General features: G+C 57.4%; 23 protein-coding genes and 1 tRNA gene. 16 read left to right on the forward strand and 8 right to left on the reverse strand.

Annotated elements, in window-relative coordinates; all coding sequences use genetic code 11:
* Positions 1-729 precede the first annotated feature (729 nt).
* The 5 genes from Q0K10_RS13590 to Q0K10_RS13610 all read right to left on the reverse strand — a co-directional run bounded on the left by Q0K10_RS13590 (position 730) and on the right by Q0K10_RS13610 (position 4,662).
* The gene (locus Q0K10_RS13590) at positions 730-1,506 is read right to left on the reverse strand and encodes a methyltransferase domain-containing protein (RefSeq protein WP_294508013.1); all 777 of its coding nucleotides are present in this window, start codon (positions 1,504-1,506) and stop codon (positions 730-732) included.
* A 141-nt stretch (positions 1,507-1,647) separates the two neighbouring features.
* Positions 1,648-1,735, reverse strand: a tRNA-Ser gene (locus Q0K10_RS13595).
* 71 nt (positions 1,736-1,806) lie between these two features.
* On the reverse strand, positions 1,807-2,430 hold the full coding sequence (pgsA, locus tag Q0K10_RS13600; RefSeq protein ID WP_294508015.1) for a CDP-diacylglycerol--glycerol-3-phosphate 3-phosphatidyltransferase: 624 nt from the start codon (positions 2,428-2,430) through the stop codon (positions 1,807-1,809).
* Between the two features lie 25 nt (positions 2,431-2,455).
* Positions 2,456-3,811, reverse strand: coding sequence for a 30S ribosomal protein S12 methylthiotransferase RimO (rimO, locus tag Q0K10_RS13605; RefSeq protein ID WP_294508017.1), 1,356 nt, complete (start codon positions 3,809-3,811; stop codon positions 2,456-2,458).
* Complete coding sequence (locus tag Q0K10_RS13610; RefSeq protein ID WP_294508019.1) at positions 3,808-4,662, reverse strand: inositol monophosphatase family protein; 855 nt, start codon at positions 4,660-4,662, stop codon at positions 3,808-3,810. Before Q0K10_RS13610 ends, rimO begins: the two co-directional genes overlap by 4 nt.
* Positions 4,663-4,907: 245 nt before the next feature.
* Here Q0K10_RS13610 and Q0K10_RS13615 point away from each other — a divergent pair, with 245 nt between their 5' ends.
* From Q0K10_RS13615 to Q0K10_RS13640, 6 genes are all read left to right on the forward strand, one after another.
* The gene (locus Q0K10_RS13615; RefSeq protein WP_294508022.1) at positions 4,908-6,857 is read left to right on the forward strand and encodes a sialate O-acetylesterase; all 1,950 of its coding nucleotides are present in this window, start codon (positions 4,908-4,910) and stop codon (positions 6,855-6,857) included.
* A 199-nt stretch (positions 6,858-7,056) separates the two neighbouring features.
* Positions 7,057-7,443: a DUF4870 domain-containing protein gene (locus Q0K10_RS13620; protein ID WP_294508024.1), complete on the forward strand. Its 387-nt coding sequence runs from the start codon at positions 7,057-7,059 to the stop codon at positions 7,441-7,443.
* 42 nt (positions 7,444-7,485) lie between these two features.
* Positions 7,486-8,892, forward strand: a complete 1,407-nt coding sequence (locus tag Q0K10_RS13625; protein WP_294508026.1) for a hypothetical protein — start codon at positions 7,486-7,488, stop codon at positions 8,890-8,892.
* Positions 8,889-10,307, forward strand: a complete 1,419-nt coding sequence (locus Q0K10_RS13630) for a hypothetical protein (RefSeq protein WP_294508029.1) — start codon at positions 8,889-8,891, stop codon at positions 10,305-10,307. Before Q0K10_RS13625 ends, Q0K10_RS13630 begins: the two co-directional genes overlap by 4 nt.
* On the forward strand, positions 10,304-11,725 hold the full coding sequence (locus tag Q0K10_RS13635; RefSeq protein WP_294508030.1) for a hypothetical protein: 1,422 nt from the start codon (positions 10,304-10,306) through the stop codon (positions 11,723-11,725). The genes Q0K10_RS13630 and Q0K10_RS13635 overlap by 4 nt, the downstream gene beginning before the upstream one ends.
* On the forward strand, positions 11,722-13,113 hold the full coding sequence (locus tag Q0K10_RS13640; RefSeq protein ID WP_294508033.1) for a hypothetical protein: 1,392 nt from the start codon (positions 11,722-11,724) through the stop codon (positions 13,111-13,113). The genes Q0K10_RS13635 and Q0K10_RS13640 overlap by 4 nt, the downstream gene beginning before the upstream one ends.
* A 58-nt stretch (positions 13,114-13,171) precedes the next feature.
* On the opposite strand, the gene Q0K10_RS13645 is transcribed toward Q0K10_RS13640, so the two are convergent.
* Genes Q0K10_RS13645 through Q0K10_RS13655 form a run of 3 tightly spaced genes read right to left on the reverse strand, consistent with a single transcriptional unit; the run spans position 13,172 to position 16,229 of the window.
* Positions 13,172-13,933, reverse strand: coding sequence for an imidazole glycerol phosphate synthase subunit HisF (locus Q0K10_RS13645; protein WP_294482599.1), 762 nt, complete (start codon positions 13,931-13,933; stop codon positions 13,172-13,174).
* A gap of 15 nt (positions 13,934-13,948) precedes the next feature.
* Complete coding sequence (locus tag Q0K10_RS13650; protein WP_294508035.1) at positions 13,949-14,467, reverse strand: hypothetical protein; 519 nt, start codon at positions 14,465-14,467, stop codon at positions 13,949-13,951.
* 19 nt (positions 14,468-14,486) lie between these two features.
* Positions 14,487-16,229 carry a hypothetical protein gene (locus tag Q0K10_RS13655; RefSeq protein WP_294508037.1) on the reverse strand — a complete coding sequence of 581 codons (1,743 nt, stop codon included), beginning with the start codon at positions 16,227-16,229 and terminating at the stop codon, positions 14,487-14,489.
* A gap of 298 nt (positions 16,230-16,527) precedes the next feature.
* On the opposite strand from Q0K10_RS13655, the gene Q0K10_RS13660 reads away from it, so the two are divergent.
* The 10 genes from Q0K10_RS13660 to lexA all read left to right on the forward strand — a co-directional run bounded on the left by Q0K10_RS13660 (position 16,528) and on the right by lexA (position 24,863).
* Entirely contained in the window at positions 16,528-17,112 is a 585-nt protein-coding gene (locus Q0K10_RS13660; RefSeq protein ID WP_294508040.1) for a hypothetical protein, read from the forward strand.
* A gap of 205 nt (positions 17,113-17,317) precedes the next feature.
* A complete protein-coding gene (locus Q0K10_RS13665; protein ID WP_294482595.1) occupies positions 17,318-17,593 on the forward strand; it encodes an Lrp/AsnC ligand binding domain-containing protein in 276 nt (91 codons plus the stop codon).
* A 223-nt stretch (positions 17,594-17,816) separates the two neighbouring features.
* Positions 17,817-18,863 carry a LacI family DNA-binding transcriptional regulator gene (locus Q0K10_RS13670; protein WP_294508042.1) on the forward strand — a complete coding sequence of 349 codons (1,047 nt, stop codon included), beginning with the start codon at positions 17,817-17,819 and terminating at the stop codon, positions 18,861-18,863.
* Between the two features lie 60 nt (positions 18,864-18,923).
* On the forward strand, positions 18,924-19,715 hold the full coding sequence (locus tag Q0K10_RS13675; protein WP_294508044.1) for a type II secretion system protein: 792 nt from the start codon (positions 18,924-18,926) through the stop codon (positions 19,713-19,715).
* 31 nt (positions 19,716-19,746) lie between these two features.
* On the forward strand, positions 19,747-20,613 hold the full coding sequence (locus Q0K10_RS13680; protein WP_294482589.1) for a glycoside hydrolase family 16 protein: 867 nt from the start codon (positions 19,747-19,749) through the stop codon (positions 20,611-20,613).
* Positions 20,614-20,892: 279 nt separating this feature from the next.
* Positions 20,893-21,384, forward strand: a complete 492-nt coding sequence (locus Q0K10_RS13685; RefSeq protein WP_294508047.1) for a hypothetical protein — start codon at positions 20,893-20,895, stop codon at positions 21,382-21,384.
* Positions 21,385-21,543: 159 nt separating this feature from the next.
* Positions 21,544-22,368, forward strand: coding sequence for a bifunctional DNA-formamidopyrimidine glycosylase/DNA-(apurinic or apyrimidinic site) lyase (gene mutM, locus Q0K10_RS13690; RefSeq protein ID WP_294508049.1), 825 nt, complete (start codon positions 21,544-21,546; stop codon positions 22,366-22,368).
* A 132-nt stretch (positions 22,369-22,500) separates the two neighbouring features.
* Positions 22,501-23,688: a pyridoxal phosphate-dependent aminotransferase gene (locus Q0K10_RS13695; protein ID WP_294508051.1), complete on the forward strand. Its 1,188-nt coding sequence runs from the start codon at positions 22,501-22,503 to the stop codon at positions 23,686-23,688.
* Between the two features lie 20 nt (positions 23,689-23,708).
* A complete protein-coding gene (locus Q0K10_RS13700; RefSeq protein ID WP_294508053.1) occupies positions 23,709-24,191 on the forward strand; it encodes a hypothetical protein in 483 nt (160 codons plus the stop codon).
* Between the two features lie 39 nt (positions 24,192-24,230).
* On the forward strand, positions 24,231-24,863 hold the full coding sequence (gene lexA / locus Q0K10_RS13705) for a transcriptional repressor LexA (protein WP_294508055.1): 633 nt from the start codon (positions 24,231-24,233) through the stop codon (positions 24,861-24,863).
* The last annotated feature ends 98 nt before the right edge of the window (positions 24,864-24,961 follow it).

Here is a 24,961-nt window from a genome sequence, read left to right on the forward strand (position 1 = left end):
AAGCAATCCCCATACACCGCGTCCCAGTTCAAGAAAGCTGATTACGCGGCAAGCACGTAATCAATCCTGATTCCTTGCTGAACCAGTGCTTTGTGTTGTGTAATTTATTTATTATAAAATGGTTGTGTCCTGTGTCGTCGTGCTGGACAGTCGGGGCATTCGTCGCGACTTCAGCATTCGGCGCCGGAAGAGAGGAGACGACGATCGCGGTGTCTGGCGCCTCTCCGGAATAATATGCGGCAAAGTGCATGGATTGAATTGCCGTCACATTGACGTTGCCGGCATCCAGGAAAACATCGTTCCCGTGGTCGACCGGCTCCGCTTCGGCTCATCCGGAAGGATTTCCGAAAATCTGCTCCGGAGTTGCAACGCGCCGCTTCAGGACACCCCGCCCGCGATGATAATAATAATTCGAGAGCATCCCCGTTTTCCGATCCAGGATCAAAGCCGGCGTCGAGAGATTGACATCGCTGATATTGGTTCGAGCACGATCTTTGAACCCCTTCGCGGGAATTGACGATCCATGCGCGGACAGGCGTTCCTGCCCATTCTTCTGCCGGATCCTCCGGAAAATCCCCTCAATTCTGAAAAACACCCGTTGACAGCGGAGAAATGCCGGAGGCTGGCGGGATATGGTCCAGGCTCCGGCAAGCTTCCTGCTGGATGGATGAGTATGGCCAGTGGTTATTTTTCTGGAAAATTTTCTGCTCCCGGACAGGAGCTGTCCAGCTATGCTTTTTTTCGGGCTGTAAAAAACAATCGCGGAAATCGAAAGACAACGGAACCATTGCTCAGTCGCGGGAACAGTGATTCTATTCCGGAAAGAATTTCCTGTTCAAATTCCGGATGCTTTTCCGGCGGCAGCATGTTCAGATAGGGGCGGAGTCCCGTTCCGCGATACCATTCCAGCACCGCCCGCGGCGATTCGAGGATGTGAAAATAATCGGTTTCCCACATGGAGAACTCTCCTGCATAAGTTTGAAGCAGTTCACAATATTCCAATTCATCCAGAATATGAAACTTGCGCGCTACCGGGAAAAATGGGGCCCATTGCTTCGACGTTGCCTTTTCATGCAGAAGTGCGTGAAATGGAGCCTTTGTCTGCAAGGGAATCTGTACCGCCAACTCTCCATTTTCCGCCAGGGCGTCCAGTAATTTTATCAGAAGTGTTGGATGGTCAGGAACCCATTGCAGACAGGCGTTGGAAAAAATCACATCCCATCCGGCGCCCAGGGCGCGGAACGAATCGTTCGCATCAAACAATCTGAATGACAAATCCGGATGATCCCGTTTTGCCTTTTCAATCATTGCTGGAGAGTTGTCGACTCCCAGAAGCTCTGCTGCCGGGAAAAATTCCTTCAAGACAACTGTGCTGTTGCCGGGACCGCAGCCAAGATCAAGAATCCGCCGGGGGGCGGGAGCTGTAAGCCGTCTTGCCAGATCGATTGCGGGCTGAGTTCTTTCGGATGCAAATTTCAAATATACTTCTGAATTCCAATCGGTCATACGATTCCCTCCGGACAATTCCCGCCTGTAACTCCGGCGTAACCGAGCCGGTTCCGGCGTGAATAAACTCAATCGAAACGGAAAAAAAAAGACTTTATGAAACTCCCACGAAGGAACGTTCATAAAGTCATCATTTGTAAATGGCGGAGAGAGAGGGATTCGAACCCTCGGTACCTTGCGGTACACCACATTTCCAATGTGGCGCCTTCGACCACTCAACCATCTCTCCGGTTCAGCGCTATTCAATATAGCGCCGTTTTGTATTTTTGCAAGCCGACAGCAAGGGGAATATCCGGATTTTTACGCCTTTTTCCCCGCCGCGTCCCCCAGATACAGAGAACGGTAACGGACAAAGTAGGCCGCGCCGGAACCCACCGTCACCAGCACAATCCCGCACAAGTAGGCGATCCATACATACCACAGCCGGATCGAAAACCACTTCTCCTGACGCAGTTCGAACTCCCAGACCCATGATGCCCCCGCAATCGCCAGCATCATCATCTGAAGCGCCGTCTTGATCTTCCCCCAGCGGTCCGCCGAGATCACCACCTGTTTCTTTGCCGCCAGCGTTCTCAGACCCGTCACCATGAACTCCCGGCAGAGCACCGCGATCACAATCCACGCCGGCATCAGGCGGCACTCCACCGCGATCAGCATCGTCGCCGTTACGAAAATCTTGTCTGCCAGCGGATCCATCAGCGCTCCGAAATCCGTCACCTGATTCCAGCGCCGCGCGAGATACCCGTCCAGCAGGTCCGTCGCCGCCGCGATGATCGCCAGTATGTACGCCCCGAGGCGCACCCCGAAACGCAGCGATTCGGACGTGATAACCACCTTGTCCGCGATTGTCGCAAGCACCACAAAGATCAGAATGAAAATGATCCGGCTGATCGTCAGCAGATTCGGAAGATTCATCTGTTTCATGCCATGAAGTTCCTTTCCTTTCGATTCAAAGCAGTTCCGCACGGTATCCGTAACTGTCCGCGTCCGTGATCCGGACCCGGCAGAATGTCCCCGGTTTTCTCCGCCCCGCGCGTTCGAGCGTAATCCGGTTGTCGATTTCCGGCGCATCCATCATTGCGCGACCGGTCGCGCCGCCGTGGTCGACCTCGTCGATCAGCATGCGTACTTCGCGTCCGATCCAGTTCCGATTCGCCTTCTTCATGATTCGCTTCTGGAGCGCCATGAGCTTTTTCGCGCGCGCTTCGGCCACTTCCGCCGGAATCTGGTCCGCCATTTCCGCCGCGGGCGTCCGCAGTTCCGGCGAGTAGGGGAACACGCCGCAGCGCTCGAATTTCTGCTCTTTCACAAATTCCACGAGTTCCTCGAACTCCTCCTCCGTCTCGCCCGGGAATCCCGTGATGAAAGTCGTCCGGATCGTCAGATCCTTCACGCGGTCACGCAGTTCCGCAAGCAGCGCAATGGTCTCCGCCTTCGTCACATGGCGGCGCATCGCCTTCAAGATCCGGTCGTTGATGTGCTGGAGCGGAATGTCGAGGTACGGCAGAACCTTCGTGTCGGTTCTTGCCATGAAATCAATGAATTTCTTCGTGTAGTGCGCGGGGTGCGTGTAGAGCAGCCGGATCACGAAATCCCCCGGAATCGCGTTCAGTTCTTCGAGCAGTCCGGCGATCTCCTCGCCGTCAGAGGGACGGTCGGCGCCGAACGCCGTGATGTCCTGGGCGATGACGAGCAGTTCGCGCACGCCGCCTGAGACCAGATTCTTCGCCTCCGCCACAACCGAGGCGATGCTGCGGCTGCGCAGAGCGCCGCGGATCCCCGGAATCGCGCAGTAACTGCACCGGTTGTTGCAGCCGTCGGCGATTTTCAAATAGGCCATGTGCGGCACGGTCAGCAGCAGTCGCGGCGAGGTATGGTCATAGAGCCAGACCGGCTCATCTTTTCTCGGATCAGGTTCGGCTTTTCCGTCGAGCAGCGCGGCGATGGAGGCCAGGTCGTTCACGCCGGTCCAGAGATCGACTTCCGGATACCGTTTCGGGAAGTCGCCCGGTTTGTCCCACTCGGGCAGACAGCCCGCGACGACCACACGCCGTCCGGGGCGTTCCGCCTTCCACGCGAGCGCTTCCTCGATCGCTTCGACCGCTTCGGCGCGCGCCGCGGGGATGAAGGCACAGCTGTTGATGAGATACAGATCCGCCTCTTCCGGGTCGAAGGCGAGAAGATAGCCCGCCGTGAGCAGACTTCCCGCAATGACTTCGGTATCCACCAGATTTTTCGAGCACCCGAGGCTGACCAGATAGACGGCGTGTTCCGCCGGGTGCGGTTGTTCCATTTTTTTCTTCATGATTGTGCCGGATTCCTGACGTTCACCTGACTCCAGATCGTTTCGACTCCCTTCCGGTCGGGGGCGATTGCGACGAACCCCTTCTGCCGCCAGCGACCGGGGCCGGGGTCGAGCAGAAAATTGCCGCCTGACACCACGTCGCACCCGAGTTCGCGACCATCCTCATAACGCGCCTCGAACCCTCCGAGTTTCAACAGCGGCAGCCCGCCGGCGAGATCCCACAACTTGCAGTGCTGAATCGAGCCGTATACGCCGCCGCGCAGCAGCGCGCCGTAGACCGCGACGCAGGCCGACCAGACGAACATCTGATTCGGGAACCGGAACTCCCAGTTGCGCGCGGCACTCTGCGCCACGCAGATCGGCGCGGCGGGGGTGTAGACGGCTTTGTGCGGCATGAACGGTTCCACCGCGGGGGTGTCCCCCAGGACGCCGCGCGCATGGAAAATCGTGCCGCGGCAGCTCAGGAACGCCTCGTCGCGCGGCGGCAGACAGATCGCTCCTTCTTCGAGCACGCCGTTGCGCATGAGTCCGACTGAGATTCCCCAGAGCGGCACCCCTGCTGCATAGGGGGCGGTTCCGTCGATGGGATCGACCACGAAACACTCCCCCGCAAGCGCAGACTTGATGTATTTTTCATCGCGTTGTTCGACGCTCTCCTCGCCGATCAGGAAACATCCTTCCGCCGGGCGGTCGAATTCCGTTGCGAAGAGCATTTCGATTTCGCGGTCGGCGCGGGTGACTGCCGTGTGGTCGCTCTTGATGTCGACTTCCGGATTTTCCTGAAAGTGGAGCGCGACGGCTCCCGCTCTGCGGAAGAGTTCCAGCAGCCGGTCGATCTTCCAGTGATTCATTCTCGCAATTCTCCGCTGTCGCCGCAACTTTGGCCGGGGAGTCCGTGCTGGATGGCGGCGGAGCATCTTTTTTTCATCTTTTCTCTTCCCGGCGATTTGTTTTTTTTCGTGCGGCGTGCATTATTATATCATGTTTACTATACGGCGGGACGGTGTTTTTTTCAAGCGCCGGCGCCATGATTCAACTGAAATGTAACGCATTTCCGGCAAATCCGGAGTGCGGAATCGATCAGGGGGGTGCTTCGATGTTGAAACTTTCTGCGATATTTGGAGACAATGCGGTTCTGCAGCGGGATCGCGTAATTCCCGTGTGGGGCTGGTGTGCGCCGTATCGCCGGGTGCGGGCGACGCTCGGGGAGAATCGTTGCGAAACCCGTTCCGGCGCGGACGGGAAATTTCTGTTCCGCTTTCCCCCGATGAAGGCGGAAGGCAGACTGGAATTGCGGGTGCTCGAACCTGAGAGCGGTGAAACCGCCGTTGCGCGGAATCTCGCAGTGGGAGAGGTGTGGATCGCCTCGGGGCAGTCGAACATGGAGTTCCTCGTCAATGCGCTTGCGGACGGCGGCGACGCGCTGCGGGAGGAGGCGGAAACCGGAAAACTCGACCGGGTCCGCATGCTGACCGTCCCCCGCAACGCCCAGGTCACGCCCGAATCGGACGTCGCGGCCGAATGGCAGACGGCGACGGCCGCAACTGTGGACGGCTGGAGCGCGGTGGCGCTCTATTTCGCGAGGAGGCTTTCGGAGAAGCTCGGCGTAACCGTCGGCATTCTTTCCTCCAGCTGGGGCGGCACGATCGCCGAGGCGTGGACGAGCCGCGAGACCCTTGTGCGAAACCCGGACATTGCGCCGGAACTGGAGAAATATGAACGCTCGATCAACCGTCCGGAGTATTGGGAACAGTTGCAGCCGGAACTGTTGAAGACTCCCCCCGTTTTGCAGGAGCCGATCCGGTTCGATCTGCTTCCGCCGGAACCGCCGAACAGCGGCGTCGAACAGGGATGGGCGAAAACTTCGTTCGATGACTCCGGCTGGGAACGCGCGGTCATGCCCGCGCAGTGGAAGGCGTTCGGGATCTTCACCAACGGGACGGTCTGGTTCCGCCGCCGGGTCGAGATTCCGGAGGAGTGGGCCGGGCGTGAGCTGATTCTCTCCCTCGGAGGAGTGGACAAACATGACATCACCTATTTCGACGGCGTCGAGGTCGGACGCACTGGCACGGGATACGAAACCGCGCACTGGAACGTCTGCCGCGTCTACCGCATCCCCGGCAAGCTCGTGAAACCGGGAATGCGGACGATCGCCGTGCGCGATTACTCGTTCATCTTCGACGGCGGGTTGAACGGTCCCGCCGGAAAGATGACGCTGCGTCCCGCCGATGCGCCGCGCGATTTCATCTCTCTTGCGGGGGAGTGGAGTTTCCGGATCGAGACCGATCTCGGACCGGCGCAGCCGCTCTCGGCCGCTCCGGGGCTCGGGAATCCGAATTCGTATTCGATTCTGTTCGACAGCATGATTCGTCCGCTGCTTCCGACGGCGCTGCGCGGCGTCATCTGGTATCAGGGGGAGTCGAACGAGTTTCGCGCGAACCGGTACGAACGGCTCATGCGCGATCTGATCACGGACTGGCGGTATCATTTCGGGCAGGGAGATTTTCCGTTCCTTCAGGTTGTTCTTGCCGGTTACCGGCCGGAGAAAGACTTCGACCCGGACGCGAACTGGCCGCTGATCCGCGAGGCGCAGATCCGGGCCGCGCAGTCGACCGGGAATCTCGTCGCTTCGGCGGTTGACGCAGGCGATGTCGACGACATCCACCCGAAGGACAAGGAGACGGTCGGCAACCGGCTGGCCGCCGCGGCGCTCGCGCAGATTTACGGGAGCGGGGAGGAGGGGAGCGGCCCTCTGTTCCGTTCCGTCATCCGTTCGGGGAGTGCGCTTCTGGTTTCGTTCGATCATGCGGACGGATTGAAGGCGCGGGGAGAGAACGTGCTTGGATTCCGGATCGCGGGCAAAGACGGGGAGTTCTATCCTGCCGATGCGGTCATTGCGGGCGACAAGGTGGCTGTGTCGAGCCCGGAAGTGCCGGACCCGGTCGCGGTTCGCTATGCGTGGTCGGACAATCCGGCGATGGCGAACCTCTGCAATGCGGCGGGATTTCCCGCACTCCCGTTCCGCTCCGATGAATTCCGCGAGTGAGTATGGTGTTTCATCCTTTCCCTGCGGGAAACGATGAATGACGATTGAAAGGAGTGTCCCCGGCGTTTATCTTTTGTGGGGGAGGCCGGGGCTGTGGTGCCGGATCGGAAAACGGGGGAGGAGCGGAACATTGTTCCGGTGTTTCCCGCAATGGACAGGGAGATCAGAAATGCCCGAAGAGATGAATGGAAAGAAAACGATGGAAACAAAAGATGCCGAAATCATTTCGGGGCCGGAGGAAGCTTTGGTTTCCCCGGACGAGCGTATGCTGGGAATGCTCTGCGTGCTGTCGCAGTTTTTGAGTTATTTCTCCGGTTTCGGCGGGTTGATTGTGCCGTTGATCATCTGGCTGCTCAAGAGGGACAGTTCGAAATTTATCGATCAGGTCGGGAAGGAGACGGTGAATTTTCAGATCACCCTTTTGATTCTGGCGGTGATCGGCGCGATTCTCTGTGTGATCCTCATCGGCGGGTTGCTGTTGTTCCTGCTCGGAATCTATTCCATTGTGACGACCATCATTGCGGCGGTCAAGGCGAACGAGGGAGTTGTTTACCGTTATCCGGTCTGTTTCCGATTCATCAAATAGCCTGATGCCGGCGCTTGCCGGGGGGGGAATGTGAAAAGGCGAATGATCGGCAATTGGATGAGGCGTCACCCGGTGACGGTCGGTGGGCTCGGATTTCTTGCCGCTGTCACACTGATTTTTTTCGGGTTTGACAGCTACACCCGTATCCGGTTCTATTCCGAGATCCGGGCGCTCGAGCGGCTGGGGATTCCGTGCGACATTGAGGGGTTCGCCGAACGGCAGCGGAAACGGGGCAACTCCCGGGAAGTGTTCGAGGAGTTCCTTGCACATTGCCGGGCGCTTTCTACGGAGAATTTCCCGGCTCCGGATGCCTCCTCGCCATACAGGGTGCTGGAGCCGAAAGATCTGTCGCAATTTCTCGCGGGCCGGGCGGAGGAAATTCAGGCGGCAGACCGATTTCTGGAAGAACATTCCGGTCCGGTTTTGTGGTATGATTTCGAGTCAGTCCCCCACCTGCTCTATATGGATTTGCCGCCGCTTGATTCCTTGATACAATATGTGCGGCTGAACCATGACCGCTTTTATTATGCGCTTTCCCGGAATGACCCGGAAGAAGCGGCACGTAATTTCGACCGTTCGGCGATTCTGCGCGATTATCTGCTTCAGGAGCCGTATTTCCTCAATTATCTGATGGCGCTTTCCATGGAGAGGAGCCGGCAGCAAACTATTTTAGACGCTGCGGGCAATGGGGATCTGGAGAAATTCAATTCCGCGACGCTGAAGCGATGGGGCGATTCGATGGTCGACGTCGAGGCGGAATTCCGACGTCAGCTGCCGTCCGCCATGGAAGAGAATTTCGCCTGGTTGGCGGAAATGATCCGCAGGCCCGGTCTTATCGGACACCTGATTACCGGAGCAGAGGCGGAGGTCTGGCGCGACGTTTATGCGTGTCTGTTCGGAACCCTGGTGCGTCTGGACGGCATTCTCGTTCTGGAGATTCAGGAGGAGCTGGTATCCCTCGCCGCCGGCGACTGCACTCCGGAGACGGCGGCGAAATTGCAGGAGATCAGGGAGATGAAGAAGTCGCAGAGGGTGATTGTACAGCGATTTTCCCCGTTTCCCATTCTGGCGCAAATTCTTATTCCTGACGCGATTCCGCGCGTCTGGCAAATGTACGCCCGCTGCCGCGTGGTGCGGACGGGGCTTGCGGTCGAGCTGTTCAGTCGGAAATACGGTAGACTTCCGCAAAAACTCGATGAGCTGGTCCCCGAATTTCTCCCGGCCGTCCCCGTGAGCCCGTTCTCCGGAAAGCCGCTGCAGATCGAAGTCGGGACATTGGATTACTATCTGCCCCGAACGGAAACGACCGGGACGTTCGAGGGTTACCGCGTCTATGCCGACGGCGATCCTGCCGAACCCCCGGTCGGCCTGACCCGCACCGACCGGAACGGGTGGATTCCCGCCTGGAACCGCGCGCTGAAACTGCCGGAACCAAAGGTGAAAAAATGAATGTTCAGAGAATTGTAAACTGGAGCCGTCGCCATCCGGTGATTGCAGGCATCCTCGCCTTCCCGGTCATTGTCATATTGCTGTTTCTCCTGTGGAACGGATACACTTATTTTCGGTTGTATTCCGAAGTGAGGACGCTTGAGCGGATGGGGATTTCGTGCGAAGTCGGGAACTTGAGCGAACGACAACAGGAACTCGGAGCTTCCGAGGAATTGACCCGCGAATTCCTGGCGCTCTGCGATGCGATTTCAACGAAGGATTTTCCCCAGGCTTCTCCCCGGTCGCTCCGGACGGCGCAGCTCGAAGAGGAGGATCTTCCGAAGTTTCTCGCCGAACACGCGGAAGAGCTTCGGGCGGTGGACCGATTCCTTGATGAGCATCCCGATCTCATTCTCCTGTATGATGATTCGACCGCTCCCCGATGGCTGGGACAGTTGTCGATGTTGAACCCCCTCCGGGAGGTCGGGCGTTTGAACTATGACCGCTTTTATTCCGCGCTTTCCCGCAATGATCCGGCCGGAGCGGTACGGATTTTCGATCGCTCCGCAATTTTGCGCGACTATGCTTTGCGCGACTCCTCTTCTGTGAGCTATTTGATCAGCAGTGCGATCGAAGCCACCCGGGAGGAATCCCTGTTCCAGGCTGCCCAGTATAGTGAAATCGGGCTGTTCGACACGGAGACGCTGCAACGCTGGTGTGGTTCGATGTCGGATGTGGAAACCGCATTTCGCTCCGGTTTCGAGCGTATGTTGAAATATGAACTCGGTCGCATGGCGGGCTACGGACTCCGGCCGAGACAGTTTTATCGGACGGAAAGCGCAGTTTCGGAACAGGCGGGTCGATGGATGGGATGGATTTTTGCGCCAGTGTTCCGGTTGGATGCGGCAGCAGCTGCGCGGAACGTTCGCGAGATTGCTCTTCCGGTTGCGGCTCTGGATTATACTCCGGAAACGGCTCGAAAGCTGCAGTTGCTTCACGACTTTCAGGAGTCCCGGGATAAACGGGGCGTGGTTTGGGCGCCGATTTCCCTTTCGCTGCTTCCCGATGTATTGCTGAACGAAAGCGTTTCCCGGATGTATGCCCGTTTCCGGTTGCTGCGGACGGGGCTTGCGGTCGAGCTGTTTTTGCGGAAATACGGCAGATTGCCGGAACAACTCAATGAGCTTGTTCCGGAATTTCTCCCGGCCGTCCCCGTAAACCCGTTCACGGGAAAGCCGCTGCAGATCGAAGCCGGGACGCTCGAATATTATCGATCCCTGACGGAGACGATCGAAACGTTCAAGGGATATCGTATCTATCTTGACGGCGCTCCTGAAGCTCGTCCGGTCGGCCTGACCCGCACCGACCGATACGGGCGGATTCCGGTCTGGAACCGCGCGATGAAGCTGCCCGGCGGAGGGGAGGGGAAAGAATGAAATTCCAACGGATCAGCGACTGGAGCCGCCGCCACCCGGCGGCGGTCGGATGTCTGGGATTGATTTTTCTGGTTGTCGTTTTGCTGGTCGGGTTTGACAGCTACACCCGTATCCGGTTCTATTCCGAGATCCGGGCATTGGAACGGATGGGGATTCCGTGCGACATCGAGGGGTTCGCCGAACGGCAGCGGAGCTCAGGCGCATCTGAGGAACTGACTCGTGAATTTCAAAAACTCTGCGATGCGATTTCAACGGATGGATTTCCCCCGCCTGATAATACCTCCAGCATGATGCTGTTGACGTTGGAGGATCTTCCTGCGTTCCTCGCCGAGCGGGCGGAAAAGCTTCGGGCGGCGGACCGGTTTCTCGACGAACACCCCGATTGGATTGTCTGGCGCGACTTCTCCGGCTATTCTGTCAGCAGTTCCGAAGCCTCGGTTGCGGAATTGCTGCGGATACGGGCATATGTTTCCTTGAATCATGATCGCTTTTTCTACGCGCTGTTGCAGGACGATCCGGAAGAAGCAATACGAAATTTCGACCGTTCGGCGATTCTGCGTGACTATGCGCTCCGGGATCCGCTTCTGTACGGGTATCTCCTGGCGCGGCAGCTCGAACGAATCCGGCTGGATTCTCTCTTTGATTCCGCGTTTGGCGGAAAGCTCGAGCTCTTCGATTCTTCGACGCTGAAGCGCTGGGCCGATTCGATGCCGGAGATCGAAGCCGCATTCCGTTCCGGTGCGCGCCGGGCGATGGAAAGCGATCTCGGGTTGTGCGCCGACGCATTGGCCCATCCGCAGAATTTGTACTCCTACCTTGAGGATCCGGACGCGGATGAAAGTGCATTCCTGACTTTGTTGCGACCCTTAGTTCGCCTGGATGGCGCCGCAACGTTGCGAGTCTGCCGGGAGACGGTTCTGCCGTTGGCAGCGGAGGATTACACGCCGGAAACCGCTCGAAAGCTCGCACCGTTTCAGACAGGATCGGCAGGCCGCGGATTATGGGCGTGGCTTTTCGCCCCGGTCTCCGAAACGATTCTGCCATCGATTCCCTTTCTGTTTCAGAACACTTCCGTGATCTACGCCCGCTGCCGCGTGGTGCGGACGGGGCTCGCAGTCGAGCTGTTTTGGCGGAAGTACGGCAGATTGCCGGAAAAACTCGATGAGCTGGTTCCGGAGTTTCTCTCATCCGTTCCTGTGAGCCCGTTTACGGAAAAGCCGCTGCGGATCGAAGTCGGGACGCTCGATTATTACCGGCCCGAAACGAAGAGCATCGGAAATTTCGAGGGTTACCGCGTCTACATCGACGGTGACCCGACTGAGCCGCCGGTCGGCCTGACCCGCACCGACCGGAACGGGCGGATTCCGGTCTGGAACCGCGCGATGAAGCTGTCCGGCGGAGGGGAGGGGAAAGAATGAAATTTCAACGGATCAGCGACTGGAGCCGCCGCCATCCTGCGACGACCGGATGTCTGGGATTGATTTTTCTGATCGTAGCGTTGTTTGTCGGATTTGACTGCTATTCCCGGATCCGGCTCGCTTCCGAGATCCGAACGCTCGAGCGGATGGGGATTCCGTGCGATATCGCGGAATTCGAGGCGCGGCAAAGAAAACTCGGGGCTTCGGAGAAACTGACCCGTGAATTTCTGTCATTCTGCGAGGCGATTTCTCTGGAGGAATCTGTACCGGCCTCCCCCCCGGCGGAAACAGTGTTGTTCGAGCCGGAGGAGCTGCCGAAGTTTCTCGCCGGACACGGGAACGAGATTCGGGCGGCGGACCGGTTTCTCGCCGAACATCCCGATCTGATCTTGTGGCGCGATTGTTCCGCCGACCTTCTGTGGGATATTCCGTTTCCGGGGTTGAATCAGATTCGAGCGTATATCCGTTTGAACCACGACCGTTTTGATTGCGCTCTCCAGAAGAACGATCCGGCCGAGGCAGCACGGAATTTCGACCGGTCCGCGATTCTGCGCGACTATGTGCTCCGCGATCCTTTTCTGCTGAGTTTGGGTTTGGCTCATGCGTTGGAAAACATCCGCCAGAGAGCCTTGTTTAAGGCGGCACTGCATGGAGAGATCAGGCAGTTCGATTCCGCAACGCTGAAACGCTGGGCCGAGTCGATGCCGGAGGTTGAAACCGCATTCCGTACCGGCTGGCGCCTCGCCTGGGAAAACGAACTGGGCTGCATCGTCGATTGTGCGAATCATCCGCAGCAGCTCCTCCGGATCACCGCCGGAGTTTCAGAGCCGTCAAGCCGACTGATCGGAATGGTACTGAGTCCGTTTATCAGGCTGGATGCGGCTACTTCCGCCCGGATGGTTCGCGAGGCCGTGCTTCCGGTCGGAGAGTTGGATGACATGTCGGCCCGTGTCCGGAGGCTACGGCCCTATGAGGAGTTTCTGATTTCCCGTAGAAGCAAATCGGCTTGTTTCGCTCCGGTGTCCAAGTCTTTGCTGCTGATGACGGCAGCCCCCTTGAATGAAACCACCTCCCGGATTTTCGCCCGCTGCCGCGTGGTGCGCACAGGGCTTGCGGTCGAGCTGTTTTTGCGGAAGTACGGCAGACTTCCGCAAAAACTCGATGAGCTTGTCCCCGAGTTTCTCCCCGCCGTCCCGGTAAATCCGCTCTCGGGGAACCCGTTGCGGTTTGAGGCCGGAACGCTCGAATATACTCCGGCCGGTTCGGAAACGGTTGAGACATACGAGGGGTATCGCATCGTTGTCGATGATTCTCCGTCGTATTCCCGCGCCGACCGTGAAGAGTGGTTTCCGGAGTGGAACCGCGCGATGAAGCTGAATACGCCGTAGACGAAAAAAGCGGAGACGCTCTCCGGAGCACCCCCGCTTTCCGCATTTTTCGCCCGGCTTATTTCACCGCGACGTTGTGCTCTCTGAGATACGCTTTCAGCGCCGGAATCTCAATGAGCCGGAAGTGGAACACCGAGGCCGCAAGCAGGATTTCCGCCCCCGCTTCGACCGCGTCGAGAAAATGCTCCATCTTCCCCGCACCGCCCGAGGCGACGATCTTCGCGTCGCAGGCGTCCGCCATCGCCCGGATCACCGGCAGATCGTAGCCGGTCTTCGCCCCGTCGCCCGCCTTGCTGGTCGGCAGGATGACCGGAACTCCATACCCGTCCACCCGTTTCGCCCATTCGAGCGCGTCGGCCCCCGTCGCCGTGCGGCCGCCGTCGATGTAGACTTCGTAACCGGAGGGAAGCGCCGGATTCACGTCGACGTCGATCGCCACCGTCAGCACGTCACGCCCGAATTCGCGGATGATCTCCCCGATCAACTCCGGCTTGCGGAACGCCGCACTGCTGACCGAAACCTTGTTCGCGCCCGCTTCGAGCACGTTCGCCGCCGCTTTCACATCATTGATTCCGCCGCCGACCGTGAACGGCACTGTGCAGACCGCCGCCACTTCGCGCACGACTTTCGCGAGCGTCGGGCGGTTCTCCACCGTGGCCGTGATGTCGAGCATCGCAAGTTCGTCGGCTCCCGCCGCGCAGTACGCCCGCGCACACTCGACCGGATCGCCCGCGTCGGCGATGTCAACAAAGTGCACCCCTTTCACCACGCGCCCGTTCTGCATGTCGAGGCACGGCATGATCGAAACTTCCCGATTCATCCTTGTTCTTTTCCTTTAAAAAAGTTGTGACCTGCGGCGGCGGACCTCCTCCGTCGCCTCCTTGAGTATCCCGTCGAGGAACGTTTTGCGCTCCTCTTCGGAGAGCTTCAGAAATCCGCCCATAAGCTGATTCTCCACCGGCGAGAGGGCGGTTGAGGTCGTCGGCGTCGTCGGGCCGGTTTGGGCGGCGAGTTCGCCGACGATCTGCTTCTTGCGCTCGTCCGGCAGCACGTCGAACGCATCGAGCAGAATCTTCTGGTCGCTGAACATCTCAATGAGATCCGGATGGCGGCGGTAGGCGCGCCCGATCCGGACCGGCGGAGGCTCCTCCGACTCCTCCGGTCCGGTGAGGTACGGGCGCAGCACCGGGTAAATCTTGTCCCAGGTTTCGCCGCGCACATGGCGGGTTTTCCGCGTGATGAACCGGCGCAGAAGTTCGATGCGCACCCCGGTCACGCGCGAGAGTTCGTGGATGGACAGCGCTTCGGCGCATTTGTCCAGCGCAAGGGCGATGTCGTCACTGATTTTCTTCATGGCTCTCTTCTTGCCTTCGTCATTGTTGATCGAGCCCGAACTTTTTGTCGAGCTTGTCCGCCAGTTCGATCAGCCGGCGGAACTCTTTTTCCTTGTATTGGTAAATCGTCTGCAGTTTGCTGACGATGCGTTTGCAGTTCCCCGCGTCGATGTCGAGTTTTTCGATCGTTCCGTCCACGAGCAGCACATTGACCGCGCCCTCGTGATTCAGCGGCCAGTCGACCACGAGCGGCAGCTTCGGATTCGATTTCGTGGTGAAGCCGCCGAAGTAGACGAACGAGCAGTTCGCTTCGCCGAACGTGTCGACCGTCTCCGCCGGAGTGTCCACCCCAGCCGCGCCGGGACAGATGGTCGCCTTGAGCGGCAGAAGCCCGGACTTGAGCAGTTCGCGCACTCCGTCGAGATCCTCTCCCGCCGGGAAGGCGCCGTCGTGCTGTTCGGCGTATTTCTTCAACGCGTCCTTGAAGAGCTCGAGCGTGATCTGGCATTCGCCGGTCGTGTCGGGAATCTCTTCGACGGTCTCCCCGGCGTCGACCGAATCTGCCAGATATTCGCGCACGGCCATCGCTCCGACCGCCGCCGGAATCAGGATCTGGTGGATGATTTTATTCTGGTTGCTGTCGAGCGTGCTGTTGCCTGTGGCGAGAAAACCGCTCTCTTCGCGGACAATCACGATGAGCTGTTCCGGCGTCCAGAGTTTCGGGTTGACCGCGAAGTCGAGGTCGAACTCCTTGAGCAGGTAATTGAACGCCCGCGCGTAACTTTCGTTGCTGTAGAGAAATCCCACCCCCTCGGCCGGAAGTCCCGCACTGAGGCGCCGGAACTTGTCGCTGTCGGCGAACCGCTGTGCCGGCGAGGTGAACGCCTGCTCCGCCTTTACGCTGCTGAACACCGTGATGCGCCCCGCTTTCGACAGAACAACCGGCGTCGCCTTCGGCGCCTCGCTCCCGAGGATCGGCCCGAGCTGGATGCGTCCCTCTTCCGCCCGGGTCCCCGGCAGGAAAACCGAGAATTTCTTCACGACGGCGAACAGTTTCCCCTCTTTGTCCGGGAACGAGAACATCAGATGGCTGCCCGAAACCGCCTCCGGATCCTCCTCGTCTGCCGGGAGCGTCGCGATTCGCACGGTTCCCGCGAGCTCTGCGAGAAGCTTTTCGGGCGGCTCGCCGATGAATGCCGCGAGCCGTTCATCGTGGAGGGTGGCCGCAAGCACGGCGCTCTCCGATACAATCCGGTAAACCTCGTCCGGGCGCAGGTCGAGTTCGAATGCGGAATCGATTCCGGCCGGAAGTTCGCTCCACGCCGGGCCGAGAGCGCGATTCCCGGTTGCGACGGCGTTCCAGAGGAATCCGCGGCTGCCGGGCCGGATTGCCAGATAGAGACGGTTGCGGAAGAGCGGCTGTTCATGTTTTCCGCTGAGCCGGAGTGAACTCTCCCCGATTCCCTGCACATCCTCGATGCCGGAGAGCCGGTAGAGCAACGCGAGGTTCAGCGAATGATCGAGGATCTCCCGGAAGTTCTCCGGCGGCTTCTGCATTGAGGTGAATGCACTGAACAGCTGAACTGAGAGCTTGTCGGCTCCTTTGAGAACATAGCGTGGATTCATAATCCGGTAATAACTGCCGTCGGGGTCGAGTTTCTCCGCGATCGCACGGTAACGCGCCGCATCCTGCGCACGTGGATCGGAAGCGGTTTTACAGCCCGCAAAGCCGAGACAAAGGCCGCAGATCAGCGCCGCGGCCGCATATTTCCGAAATCTCATTGCCTTCCCCCTTTCATCCCGGTGCGACGTGCCGGATTCCGGCGGAAACACCGTTTCATAAATATTCTGTAAAATATAAAATACAATCGGCCCCGCCGCAAATCCGAACGGCATTTTTTTTGCAAAAATCCCGTTTTTTTCATTCGTTCCGGTTTCCGGGAGGGGGACGGCTCCATGCGAAACTCTTTTTTTTAAACTCCACCGACTTGATGAAACTGGAAATGCGTGCTAAGGTATGCCTGGTCGGGGGGAGCCAGTGCTCCGCAAAAACATGGTCCGGCAGAAAAGGGGGGGGGTGATGAAAAAATTTTCAGTTGTTCTTCTTTTGACGGCGCTGGTGGCGACTACGGTTTCCGCCGCGGTTTTCCGGGCGGACATTTCCGGTTTGCAGAAAGAGGGCAGGGTCAAGCTCACGCCGGGCAAGGCGGAGGGAATGACCATCGCCCGCCAGGTCTGGCTCAAAGCGGAGCAGGAGTACACCATCAACGCCTGTTCCGAAACGCTTCCTGCCGGGCAGTGGAGCGACTGCACGATCAATTTCACCGCTGACGACAGCGGTACGCTCCGGGTCGAACTCAAGGGACAGTGGCACAGGGATGCCGCCGCCCGCGAATGGTTGAAGATCGGGCCGGTCACGGTCAACGGCAAGGCGCTGCCGAATGCCGACTACTCCGTCACCGATCCCAAGAACGGCAAATCCATGCCGCGCGGTTTCTGGCTCAACAAGGCGGCGGTGCTTCTGCCCGGCGGCGGGCCGGACGGCAAGGGCGCCGGGCTTGTGAATCACGACAATACGCTGTTTTTTTCGCTGAAGGTCGAAGCCGGCAGAAGCTACACGATTGTTGTAAAGGCGATGCCGGGAGAAGCTCCGGTTGGGAAGTGACCGCGTCCGGCGGAAGACCACTCCGGATTTTGGGGCTCCGTTTTCGCGCGGAGCCTCTTTTTCTGCACTTTTTTTGAGGGAAAACGCGTCTTTTTCGGGATTTTGTGAGAAAACCATTTGCAATCCCGGAAGTGGTGGTTATAGTTAGAGATGGAGGGGGGCGCACCGGAGGGCCCCCGGCAACAACCCAAAGGAGATTGTGCAAATGGTTACAGGCATTGTTCTGGTCAACGTCGAGCGCGCCATGATTCGCAGCGTCATCGAAGATCTCATGAAGATCGAGGGGGTGTCCGAGGTATACAGCGTTGCCGGCGAATATGACCTTGTTGTTATGATCCGCGTCAAAAGCAACGCCGAACTGGCGGAAATCATCGCGACCCGCATGACTCACGATATCAACGGAATCATTCACACCAAGACGCTCGTCACGCTGAACGCCTATTCCAAACTCGATCTGGAGAAGATTTTCCTGGCGGAATAACGCCATCCCGATAAAAGCGGCTGAATGCCGTGAGAAGTCACAGCCCTCTTCCCGTTCCCCGGGAGAGGGTTTTTCTTTCTGAAATCCAGTAAAACGCTTGACTTTCGGTTGGGCCGATTTAATAAAAAAAGATTTTTTTTGTTGAAGCTCTTGACTTTTATCTGAAAGTTTATCATAATATAGTTTGTTAAACGTTTGACAAGTGGAGTTGGTTTTCGATTATATGGGTACCGTTACACTCAGGCAGGTTGCGGAATTGACCGGAAAAAGCGAGGCTACCGTGTCGCTGGTTTTGAATTCGCGCCAGTTTCACCGGGTTTCTCCGCGGACGCGGGCAATGATTCAGCGGGTCGCAGCTGAGTTGGGTTATGTGCCGAATATGCAGGCACAGGCATTGGTGAAAGGGAAAACCCGCAGTATCGCGATCACTGCCATCGGCATGACTCCATTCTACAATGAATACATCCGACGGTTGACGCATTTGTTTGAGGCACGGCATTACAATGTGTTCGCCTTTGAGACCATGCTCAGCCCGGAGCGTGAGAAGCAGGTCGTCACCTGGGTTTCGCAGGGGTTGTTCGACGGCTGCATCTGCCTGGAGTACAACTATTCCAACCGAGATTTTTACGAGGGGCTCGTTCGGAGCGGAACTCCGCATGTGTTCCGGGGGTGGAATGCGCTGGAGTTTTATCCGGAACACATGATCCGGGTGGATTACCGGTCTGCGATCTCCGATCTCTTCGCCCATCTTGAGGAACAGGGATACCGTAGACTTTCCGTGATTATCGACAGCAGCAGCTATTTTGTGGAGGAGGACGCCTTTTCCGTGCGGAAGTCGCTCTATTATGAACTTATTCACAACCGGCGTCTCGTTATTGATCCGGAGGCGTGGATTACCGTCCCGATCGATGTGGAAAACCATCTGCGGTATTGTTATGAGAAAACCCGTGAGATGCTCACTCTTTGTCCGGATGTCGACGTTTTGATCGTCCAGAGCGCTTCCGAAATTCCAGCGGTCTACAAGGCGATTGCGGAGTCGGGGCGTCGGATCGGGATTGATTTTGCAGTCGCGACTTTCGACCGGATTCCGATGCTCGACTACATGACCCCCCCGGTGAGTTACATCTATGAACCAAGCGAAATGGTCGCGGACATCATTGCCGGAGAAATGCTGGCGCAACTTCACGAGAGTCACTCCCCCGGCGGGGAATGCAAAGTCAAGGCGTTACTGGCGCTCAATGCCTCAACCCGTCGCCAGTCGGAAAGGTAAGGAGATTGTACGAAGATGTTTCAGATAGATTTCAGAACCTGTAACAATGGAGATGGAAAAATGGTGGAAAACACGATGCGGCGTAAAGAGAGAAATTTTACATTGATCGAATTGCTGGTTGTGATTGCAATCATTGCAATCCTGGCCAGTATGCTGCTTCCGGCGCTCTCCCAGGCGCGTGCCCGCGGAGATCAGACCTCCTGCATGAGCAATCTCCGGCAGCTTTCCATGGCGTGTGTTCAGTACAACAGCGACTACAAGATGGGGGTGGCATCCGGAGCACAGGCGGCTGACGGCTACATCCGCTGGCAATCGGTGCTGCACCGTCTTTACATCTATCCGGGTCACGCGCAGGCGGCGACCTCTGCAGATCCGACCAGCAATCAGAAACTGCATATTCAGGCCATCGGGGGAGACCCAGCCAACGGTTATCAGGCATATGGAGTGTTTGCCTGTCCGGTTTCACGGCGCATCAGCAATACCGCGGCGTTTCAAGACCGTAACAATTACGCGATGAACCATTATGTCGGCTCGAATATCTCCTCGACTGTCTGGGGAGTCGGTTATGATGCTTCGCGTGTGTATGACCGGGTGAAGAAGCCTTCCATGCGGCTGCTGCTGACGGACGGGCTCGGAAAGAACAACAATACCGACAAGGGATTTTTCGTCTCGAACCGTTCGGATATTGACGGGCGGCATATGAATTCCGCGAACACCTCGTACCTGGACGGCCATTGCAAGATGATGCGCTACGGGGCGATCCCCGGCAACGGTGTGAATGGAGACCCAGCCTGGGGGGCGGATGGTGCGCATTATTTCTGGGGATGGCATCCTTATCCCGCCAATCAGTGATACAAAAACAATCAACCAACAGGAGCATTTCATGAGAGCAATTATTTCAGCGGCGGCAATCGGGATGGCATTGGGACTGCAGGTATTCGGGGCCAGTCCGGAACCGGCGAATCCCGGATGGAAACTGGTGTGGGCGGACGAATTCGATGTGGACGGTGCGCCGAATCCGAAAAACTGGCGGTATGAGTACGAGGGGTTTCTGCGCAATCGCGAGGAGCAGTGGTACACGAAATCCCCGGATAACATTTTTGTGAAAGACGGTATGCTTCATATCGTCGCCCGCCTCGAAAAAGAGAAGAAACCGAATCCGAATTACAAGGAAGGGTCGACGAACTGGAAGGAGAACCGGCCGTTCATCGAGATTACTTCCGCCGGGATCATTTCGAGCGGCCGTGCCGAATTCAAGTACGGACGGATCGTTATGCGCGCAAAGATGCCGAAAGGGGCCGGCATGTGGCCGGCTTTCTGGACGATCGGCTCCGATCCGGAGCGCGAACGGACGTGGCCGGACAACGGAGAGATCGACATCGTCGAATATGTCGGCCGCGATCCGCATGAAAAGAGCTGGATGCAGGGGGCGATTCACTGGCAGAGCCCGGAGGGGAAATACCGTCAGAAGAACGGCAAATATGTCGACCGTCCGGAGCTGACCGACGGATTCCATCTGTACGGAATCGAGTGGGATGAGAACAAGATCGATTTTTTTGTCGATGACAAAGTTTTTCTGAGCATTCCGATCGAAGAGTGCGGAACGGCGCAGTACAATGCGTTCCGTGTTCCTCATTTCCTGCTTCTGAATCTGGCGGTCGGGGGGGCGCTCGGCGGAAAGGTCGACCGGTCCGCCCTGCCGGCTGAGTATGTGGTGGACTACGTCCGGGTTTATCAGCGGGAGAAGTGACACGGTTGCAAAGAGCTCAATCCGCATAAATTTAGAAAGGCCGGCAGGGATTGGCGCACCTGCCGGCCTTTTATGTGATCTCTCTGGTTTCAGAGAAGGCATTGATATTATACCACAGAAAAATCAAAAAGGCAAGCTGTTCCGGAAAAAATTTTGCGGGATTCCGAACAATCCGGATTTCCGGTGCGAACCGTCCCGCGAATATTTGACTTTTTTAAAAAAAGAGCAATATTATTTTGTGTGTTGACTGTTGTCGCCAAACCACGGGAGGGCATGAGAATGGAATCGGTACAGGATTTTTCGGGTGTTTCCGGCAGAAGGCTGCCCGGATTTGTGAAAGGATGGGCGATTGTCGACCTTGCGCTGAGCTCTCTGCGGATGTGCGTCGCCGTGTTTTCCGCCATATTTTTTCTCTGGCTGATATTACAGGGGAGTGCGGAGAACCCGGCGGATCCGGTCGCCATCGGCCTGGAAGCCGTTCTGGCCGGTCTGGTCGGCGCTTCCGGCATCGTGGCGGCAATCGCGATTCTGCTGCGCAGAAAATGGGGTGTCCTCTGCGGATGGATTTGTGCCGGGCTCACGTTTTTGAGTATTTTGCAGCAGTTTATTTACACCGTTGTGAAGATGTCGGGGGCGGCGAATGGCGATGCCGCGTATCAGTTCGGCGTAGTCATCGGCGCGTTTCTCGGTTCCGGAGCCCGTGTGGTACTGATGGTGTTCTACCTCATAATGCTTGTGCAGGCCGGCCGGTTTTTTGCACAGCATGAGTAGTTTTTTGCAGAAAAAATGATTTTTTTTGCAAAAAAGTGAGCTCCGCTGCAAAAAAAAGGCGTTTGCGGGTTTGATTTCCGAAAAAAACGGCTATATTACTCGAAATACCCTGTTCACAACAAAGCGGACAGCGGGAATTGACAGACAGGATCGGGAATCATGCCGGAGCTTCCGGAGGCGGAGAATATAAGGAGAGCTCTCGCTCGTGTTATGACGGGGCGGCGGATCGAGTGCGTGGAAATTTTTTCCCCTGCGATGCGCGAGCCGCTTACGCCCCTTGCAACGGCCGGATTGGAGAAGTTGACCTTCACGGGATTCCGGCGGCGCGGTCGTTATGTGATTGCGGATCTGTCGGACGGACGTGTTTTGCTGATGCACTTCGGCATGAGCGGGGTCGTCCGGGTGGAGAGCTCACAGATTCCGCGCAGGAAACACGAGCACGTGTTTCTGCACCTCGACGACGGGCGTGTGTTCCGGTTTGAGTGCACACGCCGCTTCAGCGTACTCAAGGTGTGTGAGCTGCCTTGTCCGGGCAGCGTTCCCGCAGAGCTTGAAGCATTCGGGCCGGAACCGCTGACCGAGGCGTTTGACGGTGAGTACCTCCATGCCGTCTCGCGCAAAAGAAACGGTTGCGTAAAGCCTTTTCTCATGGATAATCGTGTGGTTGCGGGGATCGGCAATATTTACGCTACGGAGATTTTGTTCTCCGCAGGGATTTCGCCGTTGCGTCCCGCCGGGGACCTGACGCTCCGGGAGTGTGCGTCGATTGCCGCGGAGTCGAAGCGGATTCTCGCCCGCGCGATCGAACTCGGCGGCAGTTCCATCTCCGATTTCCGCAATGTGGACGGCAGCGAGGGCAAATTCGCGCAGGAGCTCGAAGTTTACGGCCGGGCGGGGATGCCGTGCGGAAAATGCGGCAGTATGATTGTTTCTCAGAGGATCGGCGGACGTACTTCCGCTTTTTGTCCGGGGTGTCAAAAATGATGAAAAACAATGAAAAATTTTTCATAACGTTGAAAAATTTGTAATCTGGCATTATATTAGATATTTGAGTTGGACTATAGATTCTCGGTTCGGGAAACGATATATTTTGCAAACAGGAGTGTTTTCCATATCATGAATGATCTCAAAAATTCGACTGGATTTATGTGTCATCTGCACCCATCGGCCACTCTGGCGATCACGGCGATGGCCAAGGAGATGAAAGAGCAGGGGCACGATGTGTGCAGCATGTGTGCCGGTGAACCGGATTTCGATACGCCGCGGCCGTTGAAAGATGCCTGCATCGCAGCGCTCAATGCGGGAAAAGTGACCTATACGCCTGCGAGCGGTGCGCCTGAACTGCGCAAGCTCATTGCGGCGAAGTTCCAGAAAGAGAACGGGATCAAGTGCGCCTGGGATGAGATCGTCGTGGCGCCGGGAGCGAAGTTCTCCTGTTTTTCGGCGATTGCGGCGCTCTGCGGTCCCGGGGATGAGGTGATCATTCCGTCCCCGTACTGGCTGAGCTATCCCGAGATGGTTACGGCGGTCGGTGCCAAAGTTGTCGAGGTCCCGACCCGGATGGAGAACAATTACGAACTTGACGCGGCCGATCTCGATGCGGCGATCACGGAGAACACCCGGCTGCTGATTCTGAACACGCCGTCAAATCCGACCGGCGCGGTTTACCGGCGCGCGACGCTCGAGAAGATCGCGGAAGTGGCGCTGCGGCGCAACATCATGATTCTTGCCGACGAGATCTATGAGAAGCTCACCTACGATGCGGACAAGCCGCATGTGAGCATCGCTTCTCTCTCAGACGAGATCAATGAACATGTCATCACCGTGAACGGTTTTTCCAAGACCTATGCAATGACCGGATGGCGACTCGGCTATCTGCGGGCGCCCCGCTGGCTGGCGCGCCGGATCATCGCGTTCCAGAGCCATGCCACGAGCAATGCCACGACGTTTGCCCAGTACGGAGCGATCGCGGCGCTTGAGGGCAAAGCGGATAAGGAAGTCGCCCACATGTGCGCGGAGTTCGCGAAACGGCGTGATCTGGTGTACAACCTGGTTTCCGCGATTCCGGGGGTGAAATGTATCCGGCCGCAGGGAGCGTTTTATCTGCTTTGCGACGTGAGTTCGTTCGGAATGACTTCGGAGGAGTTCTGCAATCGGTTGCTGGCGGAGGAGAAACTTGCGGTGATTCCGTGCTGTTCGTTCGGGGCGGAAGGCCAGATCCGGCTCTCTTACGCCTGTTCGGAGGAAAACATTCGCGAAGCTGCGCGGCGGTTGGAGATATTCTGCCGTGAACATTGCAGCTGATTGAAAGAAAAGAGGGTATCATGAGGGGATTGAACTTCATCGGACTCGCCGCCGTTCTTCTGGCGGGAGTGATTCTGTCGGGATGTGTGGCGGCGGATCAGAAGGAGATTCCCCCGCCCGCCGTTCGGATGTCCGAAGTCGAACGAGATGCCGATGCCCGGAAAGTTGCGGAAGACTATATGGCGAATTTTGCCGCTGCATTCCGCGACCGGGACATCGAGAAATTTAAAAAGGTGATCTCCCCGGAGCGTCAGAAAGCGCTGACGCCGGAAATCTTTCAGGAGATCCTTGAGGCGGCTGCCCGGGAACAGGGCGAGCTTCAGAGCATGGAGCTTGTAACTGTACTGGATCAGATCGTTTATCAGTCCTACGTTTGGAAGCTTACCTACGAGAAGAAAGACTCAGAGGGAAAGCCGGTGCGGCGTGATTTTCTCTATTATGTTCGTATCGGCAAGATCGGAGATGGGCAGTATTCGATCGGCGCCTCTGGTTTCCGTCTCTGATAAGTGACCGGACTTATCATAACCAGGGAGGAACGAGACATGAAGACATTGACTGAGAAACAGAAGAACATCCTGGAATTTATCGAGGAGTTCCTGGACCGTGAAGGAATGGCTCCGACGGTCTATGAGATTGCCGATCATTTCGGCATTAAGACTTCGACGGTGTTCGCCCATCTGCGGGCGCTGCAGCGCAAGAAACAGCTTTCTCGCAGTTCCAAAGCGCGCAGCATCAGCCTTGCGAACAGAACGCATTCGCGGCATAAGGTGCCGTCGGGGGCGCTTCTGATTCCATTGCTGGGGCGGGTCAACGCCGGAGCTCCTTCCGAGAGCATCGCGTTCAAGGAGGGGGAGGTCTGCGTCAGCAGCCAGCTGGTTCCGGATGTTCCGCCGGAGAATCTGTTTGCGTTGCGTGTTCAAGGTGAGAGCATGCGCGATCTCGGTATTTTTGACGGGGACATTGTGATTGTCGCCCAGACCAATTCGAAGCCCCGGAGCGGTGACATTGTCGTAGCGCTTCTGCAGGGGGGAGAGGTAACGGTGAAGAGTTATTTCCCGAAGACGCAGGGACGGATTGAGCTGCGTCCGGCCAATCCGGAATACAATGTTCAGATTTATTCCGCCGAAGAAGTTTCGATTCAGGGTCGAGTGGTCGAATTACGTCGTAAATACTGATGTTTTTGAGCGCGCAGATTCCAGGGGCTGTTGCAAAACCTCACAAGGTATGCGACAGCCCTTTTTCTTTTGAATCTCGGTAAAATTGTGTATAATAA

Origin of the sequence: uncultured Victivallis sp. (assembly GCF_944391105.1) — a bacterium.
GTDB lineage: Bacteria > Verrucomicrobiota > Lentisphaeria > Victivallales > Victivallaceae > Victivallis.